General features: G+C 65.6%; 14 protein-coding genes and 1 pseudogene. 10 read left to right on the top strand and 5 right to left on the bottom strand.

Going from position 1 to position 16,339, the window contains the following annotated elements; genetic code table 11:
- Nucleotides 1–476 precede the first annotated feature (476 nt).
- Entirely contained in the window at nt 477–1,868 is a 1,392-nt protein-coding gene (dnaA, locus tag DW298_RS11215) for a chromosomal replication initiator protein DnaA (RefSeq protein WP_136042559.1), read from the bottom strand.
- Nucleotides 1,869–2,183: 315 nt separating this feature from the next.
- On the opposite strand from dnaA, the gene rpmH reads away from it, so the two are divergent.
- From rpmH to DW298_RS11165, 10 genes and pseudogenes are all read left to right on the top strand, one after another.
- Nucleotides 2,184–2,321 carry a 50S ribosomal protein L34 gene (gene rpmH, locus DW298_RS11210; protein WP_013584598.1) on the top strand — a complete coding sequence of 46 codons (138 nt, stop codon included), beginning with the start codon at nt 2,184–2,186 and terminating at the stop codon, nt 2,319–2,321.
- Between the two features lie 6 nt (nt 2,322–2,327).
- Nucleotides 2,328–2,684 carry a ribonuclease P protein component gene (rnpA, locus tag DW298_RS11205; RefSeq protein WP_136042558.1) on the top strand — a complete coding sequence of 119 codons (357 nt, stop codon included), beginning with the start codon at nt 2,328–2,330 and terminating at the stop codon, nt 2,682–2,684.
- Nucleotides 2,681–3,031, top strand: coding sequence for a membrane protein insertion efficiency factor YidD (gene yidD / locus DW298_RS11200; protein ID WP_136042557.1), 351 nt, complete (start codon nt 2,681–2,683; stop codon nt 3,029–3,031). Before rnpA ends, yidD begins: the two co-directional genes overlap by 4 nt.
- A gap of 3 nt (nt 3,032–3,034) precedes the next feature.
- Nucleotides 3,035–4,105: a membrane protein insertase YidC gene (yidC, locus tag DW298_RS11195; RefSeq protein WP_136042556.1), complete on the top strand. Its 1,071-nt coding sequence runs from the start codon at nt 3,035–3,037 to the stop codon at nt 4,103–4,105.
- Entirely contained in the window at nt 4,102–4,593 is a 492-nt protein-coding gene (locus DW298_RS11190; protein ID WP_091028043.1) for a R3H domain-containing nucleic acid-binding protein, read from the top strand. Before yidC ends, DW298_RS11190 begins: the two co-directional genes overlap by 4 nt.
- A pseudogene (gene rsmG / locus DW298_RS11185) lies at nt 4,511–5,250 on the top strand (16S rRNA (guanine(527)-N(7))-methyltransferase RsmG). The gene DW298_RS11190 and the pseudogene rsmG overlap by 83 nt, the downstream one beginning before the upstream one ends.
- Before the next feature lie 1,923 nt (nt 5,251–7,173).
- The gene (locus DW298_RS11180) at nt 7,174–8,100 is read left to right on the top strand and encodes a ParA family protein (protein ID WP_136042554.1); all 927 of its coding nucleotides are present in this window, start codon (nt 7,174–7,176) and stop codon (nt 8,098–8,100) included.
- On the top strand, nt 8,100–9,071 hold the full coding sequence (locus tag DW298_RS11175) for a ParB/RepB/Spo0J family partition protein (protein WP_136042553.1): 972 nt from the start codon (nt 8,100–8,102) through the stop codon (nt 9,069–9,071). Before DW298_RS11180 ends, DW298_RS11175 begins: the two co-directional genes overlap by 1 nt.
- A 63-nt stretch (nt 9,072–9,134) precedes the next feature.
- Entirely contained in the window at nt 9,135–10,583 is a 1,449-nt protein-coding gene (locus tag DW298_RS11170; RefSeq protein ID WP_136042552.1) for a sugar porter family MFS transporter, read from the top strand.
- A 9-nt stretch (nt 10,584–10,592) separates the two neighbouring features.
- Complete coding sequence (locus tag DW298_RS11165) at nt 10,593–10,928, top strand: tryptophan synthase subunit alpha (RefSeq protein ID WP_136042551.1); 336 nt, start codon at nt 10,593–10,595, stop codon at nt 10,926–10,928.
- A gap of 61 nt (nt 10,929–10,989) precedes the next feature.
- Here DW298_RS11165 and trxA read toward each other — a convergent pair whose 3' ends face one another.
- The 4 genes from trxA to DW298_RS11145 form a co-directional block, all read right to left on the bottom strand.
- Complete coding sequence (trxA, locus tag DW298_RS11160) at nt 10,990–11,313, bottom strand: thioredoxin (protein ID WP_136042550.1); 324 nt, start codon at nt 11,311–11,313, stop codon at nt 10,990–10,992.
- Between the two features lie 66 nt (nt 11,314–11,379).
- The gene (gene trxB / locus DW298_RS11155) at nt 11,380–12,354 is read right to left on the bottom strand and encodes a thioredoxin-disulfide reductase (protein WP_136042549.1); all 975 of its coding nucleotides are present in this window, start codon (nt 12,352–12,354) and stop codon (nt 11,380–11,382) included.
- 119 nt (nt 12,355–12,473) lie between these two features.
- Complete coding sequence (murJ, locus tag DW298_RS11150; protein WP_136042548.1) at nt 12,474–14,108, bottom strand: murein biosynthesis integral membrane protein MurJ; 1,635 nt, start codon at nt 14,106–14,108, stop codon at nt 12,474–12,476.
- Complete coding sequence (locus DW298_RS11145; RefSeq protein ID WP_136042547.1) at nt 14,101–16,287, bottom strand: DUF6049 family protein; 2,187 nt, start codon at nt 16,285–16,287, stop codon at nt 14,101–14,103. The genes murJ and DW298_RS11145 overlap by 8 nt, the downstream gene beginning before the upstream one ends.
- Nucleotides 16,288–16,339 lie beyond the last annotated feature (52 nt).

Genomic DNA, 16,339 nt, shown 5'->3' with positions numbered 1-16,339 from the left:
TCGAACTGTGACGCGTTGTCGTCGGCCCTGCCGGTGCAGGGCTTCCCATGCTAGCCCCCAGTCCGGCTTGTTCCCTACGCCGGAGTTCTTGTCATTCGTTCGACGGTTCTCCCCACCGTCTGGTGATGGGATCGCGCCTTGAAAGACTTAACTCCTTAACGGTGTTAACAGCTGTGGATACTGTGGATAACTCGGTGGATAGCAAGAGCGAGTAGGGAACTACAAGCTTGTCAGTTGTGGAATCCCTGAGGAATCCGGGGGCTAGCGCCTGCTGGGGGTGCGGTGGCTCCTCCACAGTTATCCACAGGTTTGCCCGATTGACCCACATCCGTCCCGATCTGAGTGCCGGTCATCCACAAGTTATCCACATGTGCATAGAAGCATTTATCGGACGCCTCGCCGCCCTGTCAAGACGCGAAAAAGGGACTCGGCACCCCTTCGGATGTCGGGTCCCCCTCGTGCGCGTGATTGCGGCGTCAGCGACGACCGAGCTGCGTGGTGATCTCGGTGACCTGGTTGTAGATCGAGCGGCGCTCCTTCATGAGCTCGCTGATCTTCTTGTACGCGTACATGACGGTGGTGTGGTCACGGTTGCCGAACAGCTGACCGATCTTCGGCAAGGACAGGCTGGTGCGCTCTCGACAGAGGTACATGGCGATCTGACGAGCGGTGGCGATCTGCTGCGACCGACTGGAGCCGTAGAGGTCGTCGACCGTGAGCTTGAAGTACTGTGCGGTGGCCGTGATGATGTCGGTCGGCGAGATGATGTTGTCCTCGGCCGTGTCGATGATGTCGCGGAGCACGGTCTGAGCGAGCGAGATGTCAAGCGCCGACCGGTTCAGGCTGGCGAAGGCCGACACCCGGATGAGGGCGCCCTCGAGCTCGCGGATGTTCGACGAGACGACGGTCGCGATGTACTCCAGGACCTCGTCCGGGATGTGCAGTGCCTCGCTCTGCGCCTTCTTCCGAAGGATGGCGATGCGTGTCTCCAAGTCGGGCGCCTGCACGTCGGTGATCAGACCCCATTCGAAGCGGCTCCGCATCCGATCCTCGAAGCCGGTCAGGTGCTTCGGGGCCACGTCGCTCGTGATCACGACCTGCTTGTTGTGATCGTGCAGCGTGTTGAAGGTGTGGAAGAAGGCTTCCTGCGTCTCCGCACGGCCCTGGAGGAACTGGATGTCGTCGATCAGGAGGATGTCGACGTCGCGGTACCTGGCCTGGAACGCGGCGCCACGGTTGTTCGCGATCGAGTTGATGAAGTCGTTGGTGAACTCCTCACTCGATACGTAACGAACCTTGACCCCGGCGTAGAGGGACTGCGCATAGTCTCCGATCGCGTGGAGGAGGTGCGTCTTCCCGAGTCCGGAGTCGCCGTAGATGAAGAGCGGGTTGTAGGCCTTCGCCGGGGCTTCGGCCACAGCGACGGCCGCGGCGTGTGCGAAGCGGTTGGACTGGCCGATCACGAAGTTGTCGAAGGTGTACTTCGGGTTGAGCCGCGATTCGTGGCGCAGCTGCGTCGGCTGCTCCATGGGGGATTCGACGCGGACCTGCTCGTGCCGCCCGAAGTCGCCGACCGCGATCGGAGCCGCCTGCTGCTCGGCGAGCTCGTGGTTGACCACGACCCGATACGAGGTGACCTCATCGCCGATGTGGGAGAGGGCTTCCATGATCGGCAGCCGGAGACGCTTGTTGATCTGCGCAGCGGTCAGATCGTTCGGCACCTCGAGGTACAGCGTCGCGGACATGACGCCGGCGGGGACGGCCAGACTCAGGAATCCCTGCAGCTGGGGAGTGACGCGATCATCATCGACCAGAAGCTCCTGCACCGTGGTCCAGATCGGGACGTCGGGCTGGGCAGGTGATGACATGACGCTCCGGACGAGGAATCGAGGCGGGGTCGACGTACCGTGCCCCTGTGGATAACTTAGGATGCCACGGTAGTCATCGCGGCTGTGAACGGCAACCTGCCCTTGAAAATACGCGCGCGTGTTGTACTCGCCGGGCGCGCCCCGGTTGTGGATAATGGCTGTGCGGTTCGTGCCGGTGTCCCACCACGGAAGCGCGCAGATTTGCTCTGCGCGCCGGTAAGACGTACCCTAAGTCGGTTGACTTATGCCTTTTTCGGCAGTTCCCCATGTCTCCGGTCGAAGTGAATCCGGTGGCAGCATTCCCGGAGTGATTCCATGAGCAAGCGCACTTTCCAGCCCAACAACCGTCGTCGCGCCAAGAAGCACGGCTTCCGTGCCCGCATGCGCACGCGTGCCGGCCGCGGCATCCTCGCTGCCCGCCGTGCGAAGGGCCGCACCGAGCTCTCTGCGTAGTCCACTGTGCTCGCCCGCCCGTATCGGCTGACCCGCGGGAGCGACTACCGTCTGGTCGTTCGACGCGGATCCCGTTGTGGCGGGGCGCGCGTCATCACCTCGATGCTGACGACGGGCGAGAGCAGAGCCGCAAGGTTCGGATTCATCATCAGCAAGCAGGTGGGCACCGCTGTGGTCCGCAACACCGTGCGTCGGCGACTCAAAGCCGTGTGCGCGGAGGCGCTGCAGCGCGTTCCCGAGGGCACGGATGTCGTCATCCGTGCCCTTCCTGCGTCGGCGACCGCGTCGTTCGCGGAACTCCGCGCCGATGTCGATCGGTGTCTGAGCAGACTCGCGCCCGTGCAGCCCGCGGTGTCGGCATGACCGCGCTGCCCGCCTCTTCCGTCGGGAACGCACACCTGCACACACGAGACCTCGTTCGCAGCATCCCCGTGATCCCCCGCAATCTGGTGCTGGGGTTCCTCACGGCGTACCGCAAGGTCATCTCCCCGATGTACGGAGATGTCTGTGCGTACTACCCCAGCTGTTCCGCCTACGCTGTAGGTGCGGTGCAGCAGCACGGCGCGGTGAAGGGGGCGGTGCTCTCGGCATGGCGCATCCTCCGCTGCAATCCCTGGACCAGCGGTGGCGTCGACGACGTCCGTCCGCATGAACACTTCCGCTACGACCTGACTGCACACGGTTTCGTCGTCCCTTCCCGAAAGGACTGATCGGTGGGTCTTGACCTTCTGCTAGCCAGCTCCACTCCCAGCGATGCCCCTGCTGCGGGTGGCTTCGATCTGATCGGCACCATCCTGTGGCCGCTGAAGTGGGTCGTCGAGCTCATCCTCGTCGCCTGGCACTGGCTCTTCACGGCGGTCGGCCTTCCGGCGGCTTCGGGTATCACCTGGGTGCTGTCGATCGTGGGACTCGTGATCGTCGTGCGCGCTGCGCTGATCCCGCTCTTCGTGAAGCAGATCAAGAGCCAGCGAAAGATGATGGAAATCGCTCCTGAACTGCGAAAAGTTCAGGAGAAGTACCGAGGCAAGAAGGATCAGCTCTCTCGCGAGGCCATGAGCCGCGAGACCATGGCCCTGTACAAGAAGCACGGCACCACGCCGATGTCGAGCTGCCTGCCGCTGCTCGTGCAGATGCCGATCTTCTTCTCGCTCTACAGTGTGCTGAGCGACGTCAGCAAGCACGCGAAGGACGGCATCGGCGGCGTCGGCCTGCTCAGCCCGGAGCTCACGAAGGAGTTCTACGACGCGAAGCTCTTCGGTGTCGCATCGCTGCACGAGACTCTGGGCAACGCCGTCGACGCCCAGAACACCACGGCGATCATCATCCTGGTGACTCTCGTCGTCCTCATGATCGCGTCGCAGTTCTTCACGCAGTTGCAGATCATCTCGAAGAACCTGTCGCCCGAGGCCAAGACCGGCCAGGCGTACCAGATGCAGAAGATCATGCTCTACGTGCTGCCGTTGGGCTTCATCTTCTCCGGTGTCTTCTTCCCGCTGGGCGTCGTCGTGTACTGGTTCATCTCGAACCTCTGGACCATGGGACAGCAGTTCCTCGTCATCCGCGAGATGCCGACTCCCGGCTCTGAAGCCGCGAAGGCCCGTGAGGAGCGACTGGCTCGCAAGGGCAAGGCGATCGACTCCTCGGGCAAGGTCGTTCCGATGGCCGCTTACGAGGCGGAGCAGCAGCGTCTGCTCGAAGAGGCCGAGAAGGCCAAGGCCGAAGCACCGAAGCGTCAGCAGCCGGTGGGCAAGAAGCGTGCGAAGAAGAAGGGGAGCGGTTCATGAGCGAGACCATGACCGAGAACACCGAGCCGACCGTTGCTCAGCTCGAGAACGAAGGCGACGTCGCGGCGGACTACCTCGAGGAGCTCCTCGACATCGCCGACATCGACGGAGACCTGAATCTCGACGTTCGTCAGGGGCGTGCGTACGTCTCGATCGAAGCGGAGGGCGATGGGCTCTCCCTGCTCTCCGCACCCGACACCGTGCAGGCACTGCAGGAGTTGACGCGTTTGGCGGTGCAGAGCAAGACCGGTTCGTTCTCGCGACTCATCCTCGACATCGCCGGCTCGCGGGACACTCGCCGCCGTCAGCTCGAGACTCTCGTTGACGCGGCTGCCGCCAAGCTCGACGAGGGTTCCTCGCAGGCATCTCTGCCCTCGATGTCCAGTTATGAGCGCAAGCTCGTGCATGACATCGCGGCGGAGCGCGGGCTCGTCTCCGAGTCGTACGGCGAGGGCGCCGACCGTCACACGGTTCTTCGCCGTCGTTGATGTTTCACGTGAAACATCGGTGCTTCCCGGACGATCATGAGTGAGCTCGAGCAGGAACCGGCGGTCTCTGCGGAACTGTTCGGAGACCGCATCGATGTCGCACGCGCCTTCACGGACGCACTCGCGCGCGAGGGTGAGGAGCGAGGACTCATCGGTCCTCTGGAGCTTCCTCGTCTGTGGACTCGGCACATCCTCAACAGTGTGATCGCCGCGCCGCTCTTCCACGGAGCTGTTGCCGACATCGGGTCCGGCGCCGGTCTGCCCGGGATCGTGTTGGCTATCGCCCGCCCTGATGTGCAGTGGACACTCGTCGAACCGATGGAACGTCGGGTCACCTGGCTGAACGAACAGGTTTCCGCGTTGGGTCTCACCAACACCACTGTGTTGCGTGCGCGGGCTGAAGACGCTCCTGCCGGTGAATTCGATGTCGTCACCGCCCGCGCGGTGAGTGCGCTGCGGACTCTGATCCCGATCACCGCGCCGCTGGTGCGCGACGGGGGAGAGCTCACCCTGCTCAAGGGCATGAACGCAGCGAATGAGATCGAGGCCGCCCAGAAGCAGGTCAAGAAGTTCCGTCTCTCTGACGTGCGGGTCGAGGTACTTGGGGATGGAGTGCTCCCTGAGACGACGCGCGTGGTGCGGGCTCGCGTTCGCTGAACTTCGCAGGAATTGCAGACGGGGTGTTTCACGTGAAACACCCCGTTTGTCGTATGCGGAGGTTTCCGGCGTCGACGTTTCACGTGAAACATCGGTGATGCGGAGTCTCGCGGCCGGATTCCCGAACTGTTCATGACCCGGCGATCGGGCTATGACACCGAAGGCGATGGAGATGGGGTCACAGACATTCGCCGGATAGAAGACCAGGTGATGGCTCCCGTGGCGACTGCGCGTCGAACACTTGATGTATCGAAGCGATGCCTGCAAACCGTTCGGATCGGGACTGATGTGGAAGTGGACTACCCGCCGTCCCCTCCGAGCGCTCCCGAAGCGCTGTGAGTCATTCACGCCGCCAGCTTCGTGTGGTGCGTAATCGCGATGTTTCACGTGAAACGGAGGGGTGCTGACCGGTGGGGTACTGAAGGCGCCCCGTGTCGCGGATGCGGGTGCGGATGCCCGATTGTCGCTGAGGATGTCAGACGCCTCGTGGGGCTGCGTAGACGGTGGCACCGGCGACAAGCACCCAGCGTATGCGAGTGATTCTCGGTGGGGGCGTTCCGCTTCGGGGGCTCGGTGCTGAGTTGTCCCGGGGACATCTTCGAGCACGCGACTGCCGCTGGAGGGCAGGGGAGGGGGGCCGAGCAACGCTTCAGCGTGGGTTCGCGGACGCGGTGACGCGGGGATCAGCTCGACTGCGTGCGGGCCGAAGCGAGTCGGGTGAGGGGTACACGGTCAATTCCTGTGGGCGTTTGCTGATGCGTCTTTCTCATCTGGGGATCGAGGCATCGGGTTGAGGTGGCGAAACCCGCTCTCACCGATCGACATCTGTGGGTAGGGGTGGGGCTGAGCACGATCTCCCTGTCACGATCGTGGATGCGATGGCGCGGAGGAGGGACTGACGATGAAAGCCGTGAGTTGGTCCGAGTGTGTGGGGTGTGTGGCCACGGGGCGAGATGTGCACCGGGGTGCGGGGTGCGACGTCGGATCGCGTGACGATCGGGCATTCGATGCCGATCGACGACCGGGGAACCGACACCTCTGCCGACCTGGGACCGTCGGCCGCGGCGACCAGACATGATGAAGTCGGGCTCACACCGCGGCCGGCGCTTTGTTTCACGTGAAACAGGGGCCTTCCTCGGCGGCCGCGCGCGGGAGCGGCACACGGAGTAGCTCGGAGGGAGTGCGGTGTGCGGGAGCACTCCGTGCGGAGTGCGCCGTGGAGCGTGCCGTGGGGGATTGGGCGTGCCGAGGGGATTGTGCCACGGCGATGCGGCCCGGGGATGCCGCGGGGAGTGCGCTACCGACGTGCGACGGGCTGTTTGCCAGGGGGGTTGTGTCGTGGGGGGCGCCACGGGCATGCTGCGGAGTGCGCCACGGGCGGTGTGCAACCGGCTGTTTGCCAGGGGGTTGTGTCGTGGGAGTCCGCCACACGGACGGTGCGTCGCGGAGGCGTGTCGTGGGGAGTGTGCGCCGCGGCAAGTGTGCCGTGCGGCAGTGCTTCGCGGGGGAGGGTGGGGCATGTTTCGTGGGGGACTCTGTCGGGGCGACGGTGAGTGGACACGCTGCGGACGTCAGAAGATGACGCCAGCGTCGCAGGAGCAGCGACATCCTCCTATCGCTTCGGTGCGCTCGGTGGATAGGAGCTCGGAGAGCCGGCACACGGCTGGGGCTGCTCTGACACCGGTCACCTCTCGGCATGTCGTCCCGGTCAGGCAACCAGCAAACGCAGACAACGTTTCACGTGAAACATGGTGCCCCGGCCGTCCGTGTGCCGGTGGGCCGACGGCCGCACCGATATGCCGCGGTCCCTTTACTCGACGGGTGCGCAGCGTATTACTGGGGCGTTGCGAGATCCGCACTGTGCCCACGTAAGCCGGTGTCGCCCGCAGCGATTAGAGTGGAACGCGGCCCCGAAAGGAGTGGATGTTTCACGTGAAACAATCCGAGAAGACATCGTCGAACGAATCGTTCGGGATGGATACGCCGCTCGCGCGGGAGATCGCCGACCTTTCCGCTCGGAGGCGTGCGCTGGAAGCCACGTCGGTGGAGTTCAGCGGCCAGACGCGCGTCCTGACGGTGTCGAACCAGAAGGGCGGCGTGGGAAAGACCACGACGGCCGTGAACATCGCCTCCGCCCTTGCCGGCTTGGGTGCGAAGGTCCTCGTCATCGATCTCGACCCGCAGGGCAATGCCTCGACGGCGTTGGGTGTTCCCCACAGCGCCGACATTCCCAGCGTCTACGACGTCCTCATCGAGGAATTCCCCCTCGCGGACATCGTGCAGCAGAGTCCGGAAGACCCCAATCTCTTCTGCGCGCCCAGCACGATCCACCTCGCAGGCGCGGAGATCGAGCTCGTCGCACAGGTGGCGCGTGAACACCGCCTGCGCCGCGCGCTCGTGGACTACCTCGCCGACAATCCGATGGACTTCGTGATCATCGACTGCCCGCCGTCGCTGGGGCTGCTCACAATCAACGCGTTCACGGCGGCGTCCGAGGTGTTCATCCCGATTCAGTGCGAGTACTACGCACTGGAAGGGTTGAGCCAGTTGCTCGGCAGCATCCAGATGATCCAGAAGCATCTGAATCCCGACCTGCATCTCTCCACGATCCTGCTGACGATGTTCGACGGCCGGACCCGCCTCGCCCAGCAGGTGGCGGAAGAGGTGCGCACGCACTTCCCCGATCAGGTGCTGGAGACGGTGATTCCGCGCTCGGTCCGAGTGTCGGAGGCGCCGAGCTTCGGGCAGACCGTGATCGCCTATGACGGACAGTCGGCCGGCGCCATCGCCTACCGCGAGGCCGCTGTCGAGATCGCGTCGCGGACTGCGACGCAGAGCAAGGAGAAATGATGGCCAAGCGCACTGGACTGGGTCGGGGTATCGGAGCCCTGATCCCCACGGCTGATCAGGCGGAGCGTCCCGTCGACGTCTTCTTCCCCGGTGCGAGCCTGCGGCCGAGTGCCGCCGAGGCGACCGTCGGACCCGACGCCGAGGTGCCGGCACTGGAAGAGGTTCCCGGGATTCATCTGATCCAGGTCGACCCCAACGCGATCGTTCCGAACCCTCGTCAGCCGCGGACGCACTTCAACCCGGAAGACCTCGCGGAGCTGGTGCACAGCGTGCGCGAGTTCGGCGTGCTGCAGCCCGTGGTCGTTCGCAAGAACACCGAGGGTGAGTACGAGCTGATCATGGGGGAGCGGCGCACCCGGGCCGCTCGCGAGGCAGGCCTCGACACGATTCCGGCCATCGTCCGCGAGACGGCCGATGAGGATCTCCTCCGCGACGCCCTGCTCGAGAACCTGCACCGGTCTGAGCTCAACCCGTTGGAAGAGGCTTCCGCCTACCAGCAGCTTCTTGAGGACTTCGGCATCACGCAGGAGGAGCTGGCCACGCGTATCGGCCGCTCGCGTCCCCAGATCAGCAACACGATCCGCTTGCTGAAGCTGCCTGTCCCCGTGCAGCAGCGAGTAGCCGCCGGCGTGCTCACGGCCGGCCACGCCCGCGCGATCCTCAGCCTCGAGAATCCCGAGTCGATGCAGCGTCTCGCCGACAAGGTCGTGAACGAAGACCTGTCCGTGCGCGCCACGGAAGAGGCCGCCAAGTCGCAGCCCTCGGCCGGAAAGACGACGAAGGCGACTCCCGGCGCACGTCGGGCGTACCTCGACGAGGTCGCCGGAAAGCTCGGAGATCGTTTGAACACCCGCGTCAAGATCGCTCTCGGCGCTCGAAAAGGCCAGGTCACGATTGATTTCGCCTCAATCCAGGATCTCAATCGCATTCTCGAGGAGCTCGGCGAGAGCGGTTACGGCTCCGCCAGGTAACACCCACCGTCGTCCACCCTTCATCTAGACTCGCGTCATCTTGACGTCGAGGGGGAGTCAGTTATGTCCAGACCTGCAAATCCGGCTGCCATCAAACGCCGCGTGATCGCGGTGAGCATCGCGGCCGCGTTGGGTGGTTTCCTCTTCGGATTCGACACCGCCGTGATCAACGGAGCCGTCGACGCTCTCGCCGGTGACGTCTCCGGGTTCGACCTCGGCACCGCACTGAAGGGATTCGCCGTCTCCTCAGCGCTCATCGGCTGCGCCGTGGGCGCCTGGTTCGCGGGACCGGTGTCCAACAAGTACGGGCGCATCCCGGTGATGGTGGTCGCCGCGGCGATGTTCTTCATCTCTGCGATCGGTTCCGGACTCGCGTTCGGCGTCATCGATCTGATCGTCTGGCGAGTGATCGGCGGACTGGGTGTCGGGGCGGCGTCGGTCATCGCTCCCGCGTACATCGCTGAAGTCTCTCCTGCCGCCGTGCGCGGGCGCCTCGGATCCCTGCAGCAGCTGGCGATCGTAACCGGTATCTTCGCGGCGCTGCTCTCCGACGCGCTGCTCGCGAACATCGCGGGCGCCGCCGATCAGCCGCTCTGGGGGCTCACAGCCTGGCGATGGATGTTCATGGTCGCGGCGATCCCCGCCCTCATCTACGGGCTCGTGTCGCTGCGGCTGCCGGAATCGCCGCGCTATCTGGTGCGAAAAGGTGAGCTGGAACGGGCAGCCGAGGTTCTGGAGACCGTCACGGGGACGGTCGACACCGACGCGAAGATCAAGGAGATCACCGGGACGATCAACACGGAGCGGTCCGAGTCCCTGCGGGACCTCCGTGGAAACCGCCTGGGTCTGAAGCCGATCGTCTGGATCGGCATCCTGCTCTCGGTGTTCCAGCAGTTCGTCGGCATCAACGTGATCTTCTACTACTCGACGACCCTGTGGCAGTCGGTCGGATTCGACGAGTCGAGCGCACTGCTCACGTCCGTCATCACCTCGGTCACGAACATCGTCGTCACGATCGTGGCGATCCTCCTGGTCGACAGGATCGGCCGACGGATCATGCTCCTCGTGGGATCCGTCGGCATGACGGTGACGCTGGGGCTCATGGCGGTCGCGTTCTCGTTCGGAACCCTCGATGCCCAGGGGACGGCGACGCTTCCCGACCCATGGGCGACCATCGCCCTGATCTGCGCGAACGGTTTCGTGGTGTTCTTCGGTGCGAGCTGGGGCCCCTTGGTGTGGGTGCTGCTGGGCGAGATCTTCCCGAACTCCATTCGCGCCGGGGCTCTCGCGGTCGCTGCGGCCGCACAGTGGGTCGCGAACTTCTTCATCTCGACCACGTTCCCGGCCTTCGCCGAGATCGGACTCACGTTCGCCTACGGCTTCTACGCGTTCTTCGCCCTCCTGTCGTTCTTCTTCGTGTTCTTCAAGGTCCCCGAGACCAAGGGCAAGGAGCTCGAGGACATGACCGAGAACATGAAGGTCGTGCGCCGCGGGGGTGCGCAGCGGACGTAGGCTGGATGCATGACCGAGTCCGTACAGCGCCGAGCCAGCTTGGAAGTGCTGCGCGCGGAGGCGGCGGACGAACTCGCGGTGCTCATCCAGGAGCGACTCCTCGGTGGGGAAGACCCCTGGGAGTTCATGGAGGAGCTTCCGAGCGTCGACGAGTTGGTCGTCTACCTTCTGCGCGCGGACAACATCAACGCGAACGGCGGAGTGCGCCCGAACGCCGCTCGGCACTACCGTGTGCTGCGCCAGATCGCGCTGGAGTATCCCGAACTGACCTCGGCCGTCTGGGGGCTCCTCGACGAGAAGCAGCGCCACCGTCGTTGGGACCCCAGCGTCGCAGACGCGTCCTGACCGCCTGAGAACACGAAAAGGCCGCCACCCCGGGGGATGGCGGCCTTTCGACGTCAGAGGATCAGCCGATGAATGCGGCGAGGTCCTTCTCGAGCGCGAACTTCGGCTTCGCACCGATGATGGTCGTCTTGACCTCACCGCCCTGGAAGACCTTCATCGCCGGGATCGACGTGATCTGATACTTCATCGCCAGCTCGGGGTTCTCGTCGACGTTGAGCTTGACGATGGTGATCTTGTCGGGGTTGTCGGCCTGGATCTCGTCCAGAACCGGCGCGACCATGCGACACGGACCACACCACTCAGCCCAGAAGTCCACCAGCACCGGACCGTCGGCCTGCAGAACGTCCTGCTCCCAGGTCGCCTGGCTCGTAGCCTTTGCACTCATCAGAGTTCTCCTTGATTGGGGTTCGCCTGCTACAACAGCGGACGAGGGAAAAGTGTTCCCGCCGCCTCAGGCGACGATGATCTCGGCGGCCTCCGCAGCCGGAACCTCCACGGAGACATCCTCGAGATCCGCGAGGAAGTGCTCTGCATCCAGCGCCGCGATCGTTCCGGTGCCGGCAGCCGTGATGGCCTGGCGGTAGGTCGGGTCGATCACGTCGCCGGCGGCGAACACACCGGGAACCGAGGTCTTCGACGAGCGGCCGTCGACCCAGATGGTGCCCTCTGCGGTCAGCTCGAGCTTGTCGTGCACCAGGTGCGTGCGAGGGTCGTTGCCGATCGCGATGAAGAGTCCGTCGATGGGCAGGTCGCTCAGCGTGCCGTCGACCGTGTTGCGCAGCTGCACACCGGAGACGGAGTCGCCACCGAGGACCTCGGCGACCTCGCTGTTCCACACGAACTCGATCTTCTCGTTCGCGAAAGCGCGCTCCTGCATGATCTTGGAGGCCCGCAGCGTGTCCTTGCGGTGGATCACGTAGACCTTCTCGGCGAAACGGGTGAGGAACGTGGCCTCTTCCATAGCGGAGTCGCCGCCGCCGACGACCGCGATCGTCTTCTCGCGGAAGAAGAACCCGTCGCAGGTCGCGCACCAGGAGACGCCGTAACCGGAGAGGCGCTCCTCGCCGGCGATCTGCAGCTTGCGGTAGGCCGAGCCGGTCGCGTAGATCAGCGACTGGGCCTCGTGGACCGCACCGGAACCCAGCGTGACCTTCTTGACGGGGCCGGCCAGGTCGAGCTCGGTGACGTCGTCGTACAGGACCTCGGTGCCGAACTTCTCGGCCTGCTCCTGGAACTTCGCCATCAGCTCGGGACCCTGGATGCCCTCGGGGAAGCCCGGGTAGTTCTCGACCTCGGTGGTGTTCATGAGCTCGCCGCCGACCTCGACCGAACTCGCGATGAGCAGCGGCTTGAGGTTCGCCCTGGCCGCGTAGATGGCAGCCGTGAATCCGGCGGGGCCGGAGCCGATGATGATGACCTGACGCATGTGCTCTCCGTCTTAGAAACTGCGGTCGAATGACCTTCGACTGCTTCAACCCATGGTAACCGCGCGGCATTCCCTCGCCAGTGTGCGCCACCGGGCTGGGAGACGCCTCCGCGCGCGGATCAGCGACCGGGAAGGAAACGACGGACGAGGGAGCCTGCCGCCTTCAGTTCGGGGGCCCGCATGAGGGCGAGGATCGCCACGTAGACGACCACGACCGTGAGGCCGATGATCGCGGTGCCGATGGCTCCGAGAACGGGACTCGCGACCATCCACCCATCGGCGCCGCCAGCGAGCACGAGTACCCCCCATCCCGCGAGGCCAGCAGGCACTGCGGCGACCGTGAAGCGGGCGATGGCGGCCATCCATGAACCGATCTGCAGTCCGCCGATCTTGCGGTGCAACAGCCAGGTGGCCACCAGGGTCTGCAGGATGCTCGCGATCGACTGACCGAGCGCGACGGCGGCGGCAAGGGACGTGAGGGGGATCGCGCCGCCCTCATAGAGCGCCCATGCCGCCAGTGCCGTGAGCACGATCAGCACGCACTGGAAGATCGTGAACCAGAACGGAGTACGAGTGTCGTCGTAGGCGTAGAACGTGCGCTGGACGATGAAGAGGATCGTGAGCGGGATCAGGCTGACGAGATAGCAGAGCAGGACGACAGCTGCCGACTGGGCGGCGCTCTCCGCGGTGACGCCCTCGGCATCCTTCGTGAACACCCGTGAGGCGGGGACCGCCGCAGCAGCGACGGCGGCCGTGGCGGCGACGATGAAGAAGAGGAGCGTGCGGATGCTCCGGGCGATGTCCTCACGGACCTCCCCGTCGCGACCGGCCGCGGCATGCTCGCTGATCTGGGTGAAGTAAGGCGTACCGATCGACAGCACGATCACCGAGTAAGGGAGCATGAAGATCAACCAGGCATTCGCCGTGACGGTCGCCGACGCTCCCGCTCCCGCCGCCTCACTGACGATGAATCCCTGCAGGAAACCTGCGGCGAGACTGGCGAACGCCATGAGGAACGTCCACCCCGCCAGGCGCCCCACAGCCCCGAGCCCTACGCCCCGCCACCGGAAGTCCGGCTTGAGGGCGAGACCGGTCCGACGCCAGAACACGAGCAGCACCACGGCCTGGAGGGCGATGCCGAGCGTCGCGGTTCCGCCGAGAGTGTTGATCATCGCCGGTGTCCAGTACGCCGCATCGGTCGAGACGGGCGCGAACACCGCCCCCAGGATCAGGAATCCGATGATGGAGACGACGTTATTCACGACCGGGGCCCAGGTGAACGGACCGAAGATGCGGCGGGCGTTCAGTGCTTCTCCGAGAAGTGCATAGAGGCCGTAGAGCAGGATCTGGGGGAGGCACCAATACGCGAGGGCCGTGGCGAGAGCGATGATGTCGGGCTTCGCGTTGCCGGCCACCAGGTGGACCAACCAGGGTGCGGCCACCGTCGCGATACCGGTGACGACGACCAGGACCACGGTTCCCAGTGTGAAGAGCTTCGAGATGAAGGCGTTGCCGCCGTCGGCATCCGCCGTCGCCTTCACGATCTGCGGCACGATGACCGCCGTCAGGATGCCGACGGAGATCAAGGAGAAGACGCTGTTGGGCAGCTGATTGGCGTACGTGAACGCATCGGCGGGACCGGACTTGTACGAGCCGATCACTCCGACGAGGACGATGCTGCGCAGGAGGCCGGTGAGGCGCGAGACGAGTGTGCCGGCGCCGATGACGGCGCTGGCGCGGCCGAGGCTACTCACGCGGGTCTTCTGTCGTGGCGGCATCCGGGCGGGCTTCCACGGCTTCCTCTTCCTCCAGGGCTTCGATCTGCGCTTCGACGGCCGATTCCTCGGCCGCCTCACGGCGCTTGCGACGCACGGTGCGGATCACGCCGAGCGCGATCAGCAGCACGATGATGCCGCCGAGGACGACGAGACCGATCGTCTCCCACTCCGCACGCACCGCGACCCTGAGCGTCTGATCCCCCTGGATCTGCACGCCCGTGGGGCTGTAGAGACTGAGTCGGAGGTCGACCTCGCCACTGCCGACCCGCGCCGACACCGGCACCTTGATGCGGGTCGTGGACTGAGCCTGCACGACCGTCTCGTCCGGGGACCTGACCTCGAGACGCGGATCCGTCGGCGAGACGAAGAGCTGCACCGTCACGGGCCACGGCAGATCGTTGCGCACCGCGATCGGCAGATCGGCATTCGCCGTGAGCAGCTGGATCGTGCTGGACTGAGGGATGTTGACCGCGTTCAGAGTGGCGGTCGTCTGTGCCTGATGATCGGCAAGACGCTCGGCGAAAGCGTCGGCCGACGTTCCGACGGAGAGCGTGCGCAGGATCCGGATACGCTCGGGGCTGAGCAGCACCTGCGGGTCGGCGAGGATCGACGAGAAGGCGGTGAGCCGGGACTCATCCGCGAGGAGCGTCGTGACGGCGTTGGCTCGCGCGGCATCCGGCTCCCCGGCGACGGTCGCCGCGACGGGTGCGGTTGCCCGGAGCGTCGGGAGCTCGAACCCGGCCGAATCGGCTGCGGTGATCGCGTCGCGGAGAGCGTCGGAGGTGCGGTTCTCGTCCCGGTCGAGTCCGATGAGCAGAGGAGCCGCGGGCGCGCTGCCCTGTGCCAACTGGAGGAGTGCCGCGGCTTCGGCGAGAAGACGCTGACGCTCGGCGGGATTCCGCTCTGCCGCCACCCGCGAGAACACGTCGGACGTCGCAGCATCCGTGACCAGGAGGTCGTTGCCGCCGGCCGTTGCATGAGCAGTGCTCTGACCGCCGACCGTCGCCGACGAGACGATCGTCGTGGTGTCGTCGCCCACGTAGCCGGCGAAGGCGGTCAGGTCGGCTGAGGTGAGCGGGCTCTGCGGCCACAGGATGTGCGGCAGCGCTCCGTCGATCGCGGCGAGCTCGTCGTCGCTGGGAAGTGCCGGGGACTCCGTGACACTCGGAGTCGGACCGGGCGTCGCATCGGTCGCATCGGTCGGTGTGGCCGTGACCGGCACGCGCGGGAAGTTCGCGGGATCGAGCAACGGGGCGAGAGCCCGGGGCTGGAGCAGCTCGGGCAGACCCGCCTGCGCCTGCGCCGTCGCATCCGCATCACCGAACTGCAGCGCGAAACGCGCGTTCGGCAGGTTGTCGAGTCGTGTGAGCCAGTCACGGGCGGTCTCCGGGGCGGCGGTGCCGAGCGCCCGGATCGCGGCGGGGATGGACGGGTCGATGGCCAGCACGGCAGTCGTCCCGGCGACGCCGTCGAGTTGGGCGGTCAGGGCTCCGTCGGGACCGGTGAGCTCCGAGAGCTCAGCACTCGACAGCAGGGCGCCGCCTTCCGGCGTCGCCGTGAGGGGAACGAGCACTCCGACCTGCGAGGTCTGGGGGGCCGCGACGACCAGCACGCTCGTCGCGGTCGCGTCGACGGTCTCGGTGTCTTCGGCTGCGGGGTCACCGGTCGATGCGCTGAGCTCCGCGCGCAGCGGGTAGACACCGGGCGCGAGGTCGCCCAGGGTGGCCTCGGACACGAAGACGGTGGTCGTCGCCGACGCATCGCCATCGATCGGGTCGGTGTCATCCGCGCCGATGGAGGCGAAATCGCCTGCCGCGTCGCCGTCGTCGAGCCACGTGGACACGGCCGCCGCATCGGTGAGCGGCGTGCGATTGAGTTCGACCTCGACCTGACCCGCGCTGAGCGCCGAGTCGGCACCGTTCTGCACCGTGACGATCGCCGACGTGGAGGATCCCGGTGCGACGAGGCCGCGAAGACCGGCCGACACATGCAGCTCGACGCTTGGCTCGTCGCCGGTCTGCGCCTGATCGGCGGCGACGGCCACGCTCGGCGCGACCAACGCGCAGCCGCCGAGTGCGATCGCGAGAACAGCCGTCCTGCCTGCGAGCCGTCGCAGGCGCGCACGGAGGCCGATGTCGGGGGTGATCGCGGTCATGAAGGTCTTCCTCGAACGCCCGGGACGGGGCTGCTCGTGAGTACTGACCTAG

Origin of the sequence: Microbacterium sp. A20 (genome assembly GCF_004794515.1) — a bacterium.
GTDB lineage: Bacteria > Actinomycetota > Actinomycetes > Actinomycetales > Microbacteriaceae > Microbacterium.
Note: the sequence above shows the minus strand (reverse complement) of the source record. Positions and strands in the feature narration are given on the sequence as shown.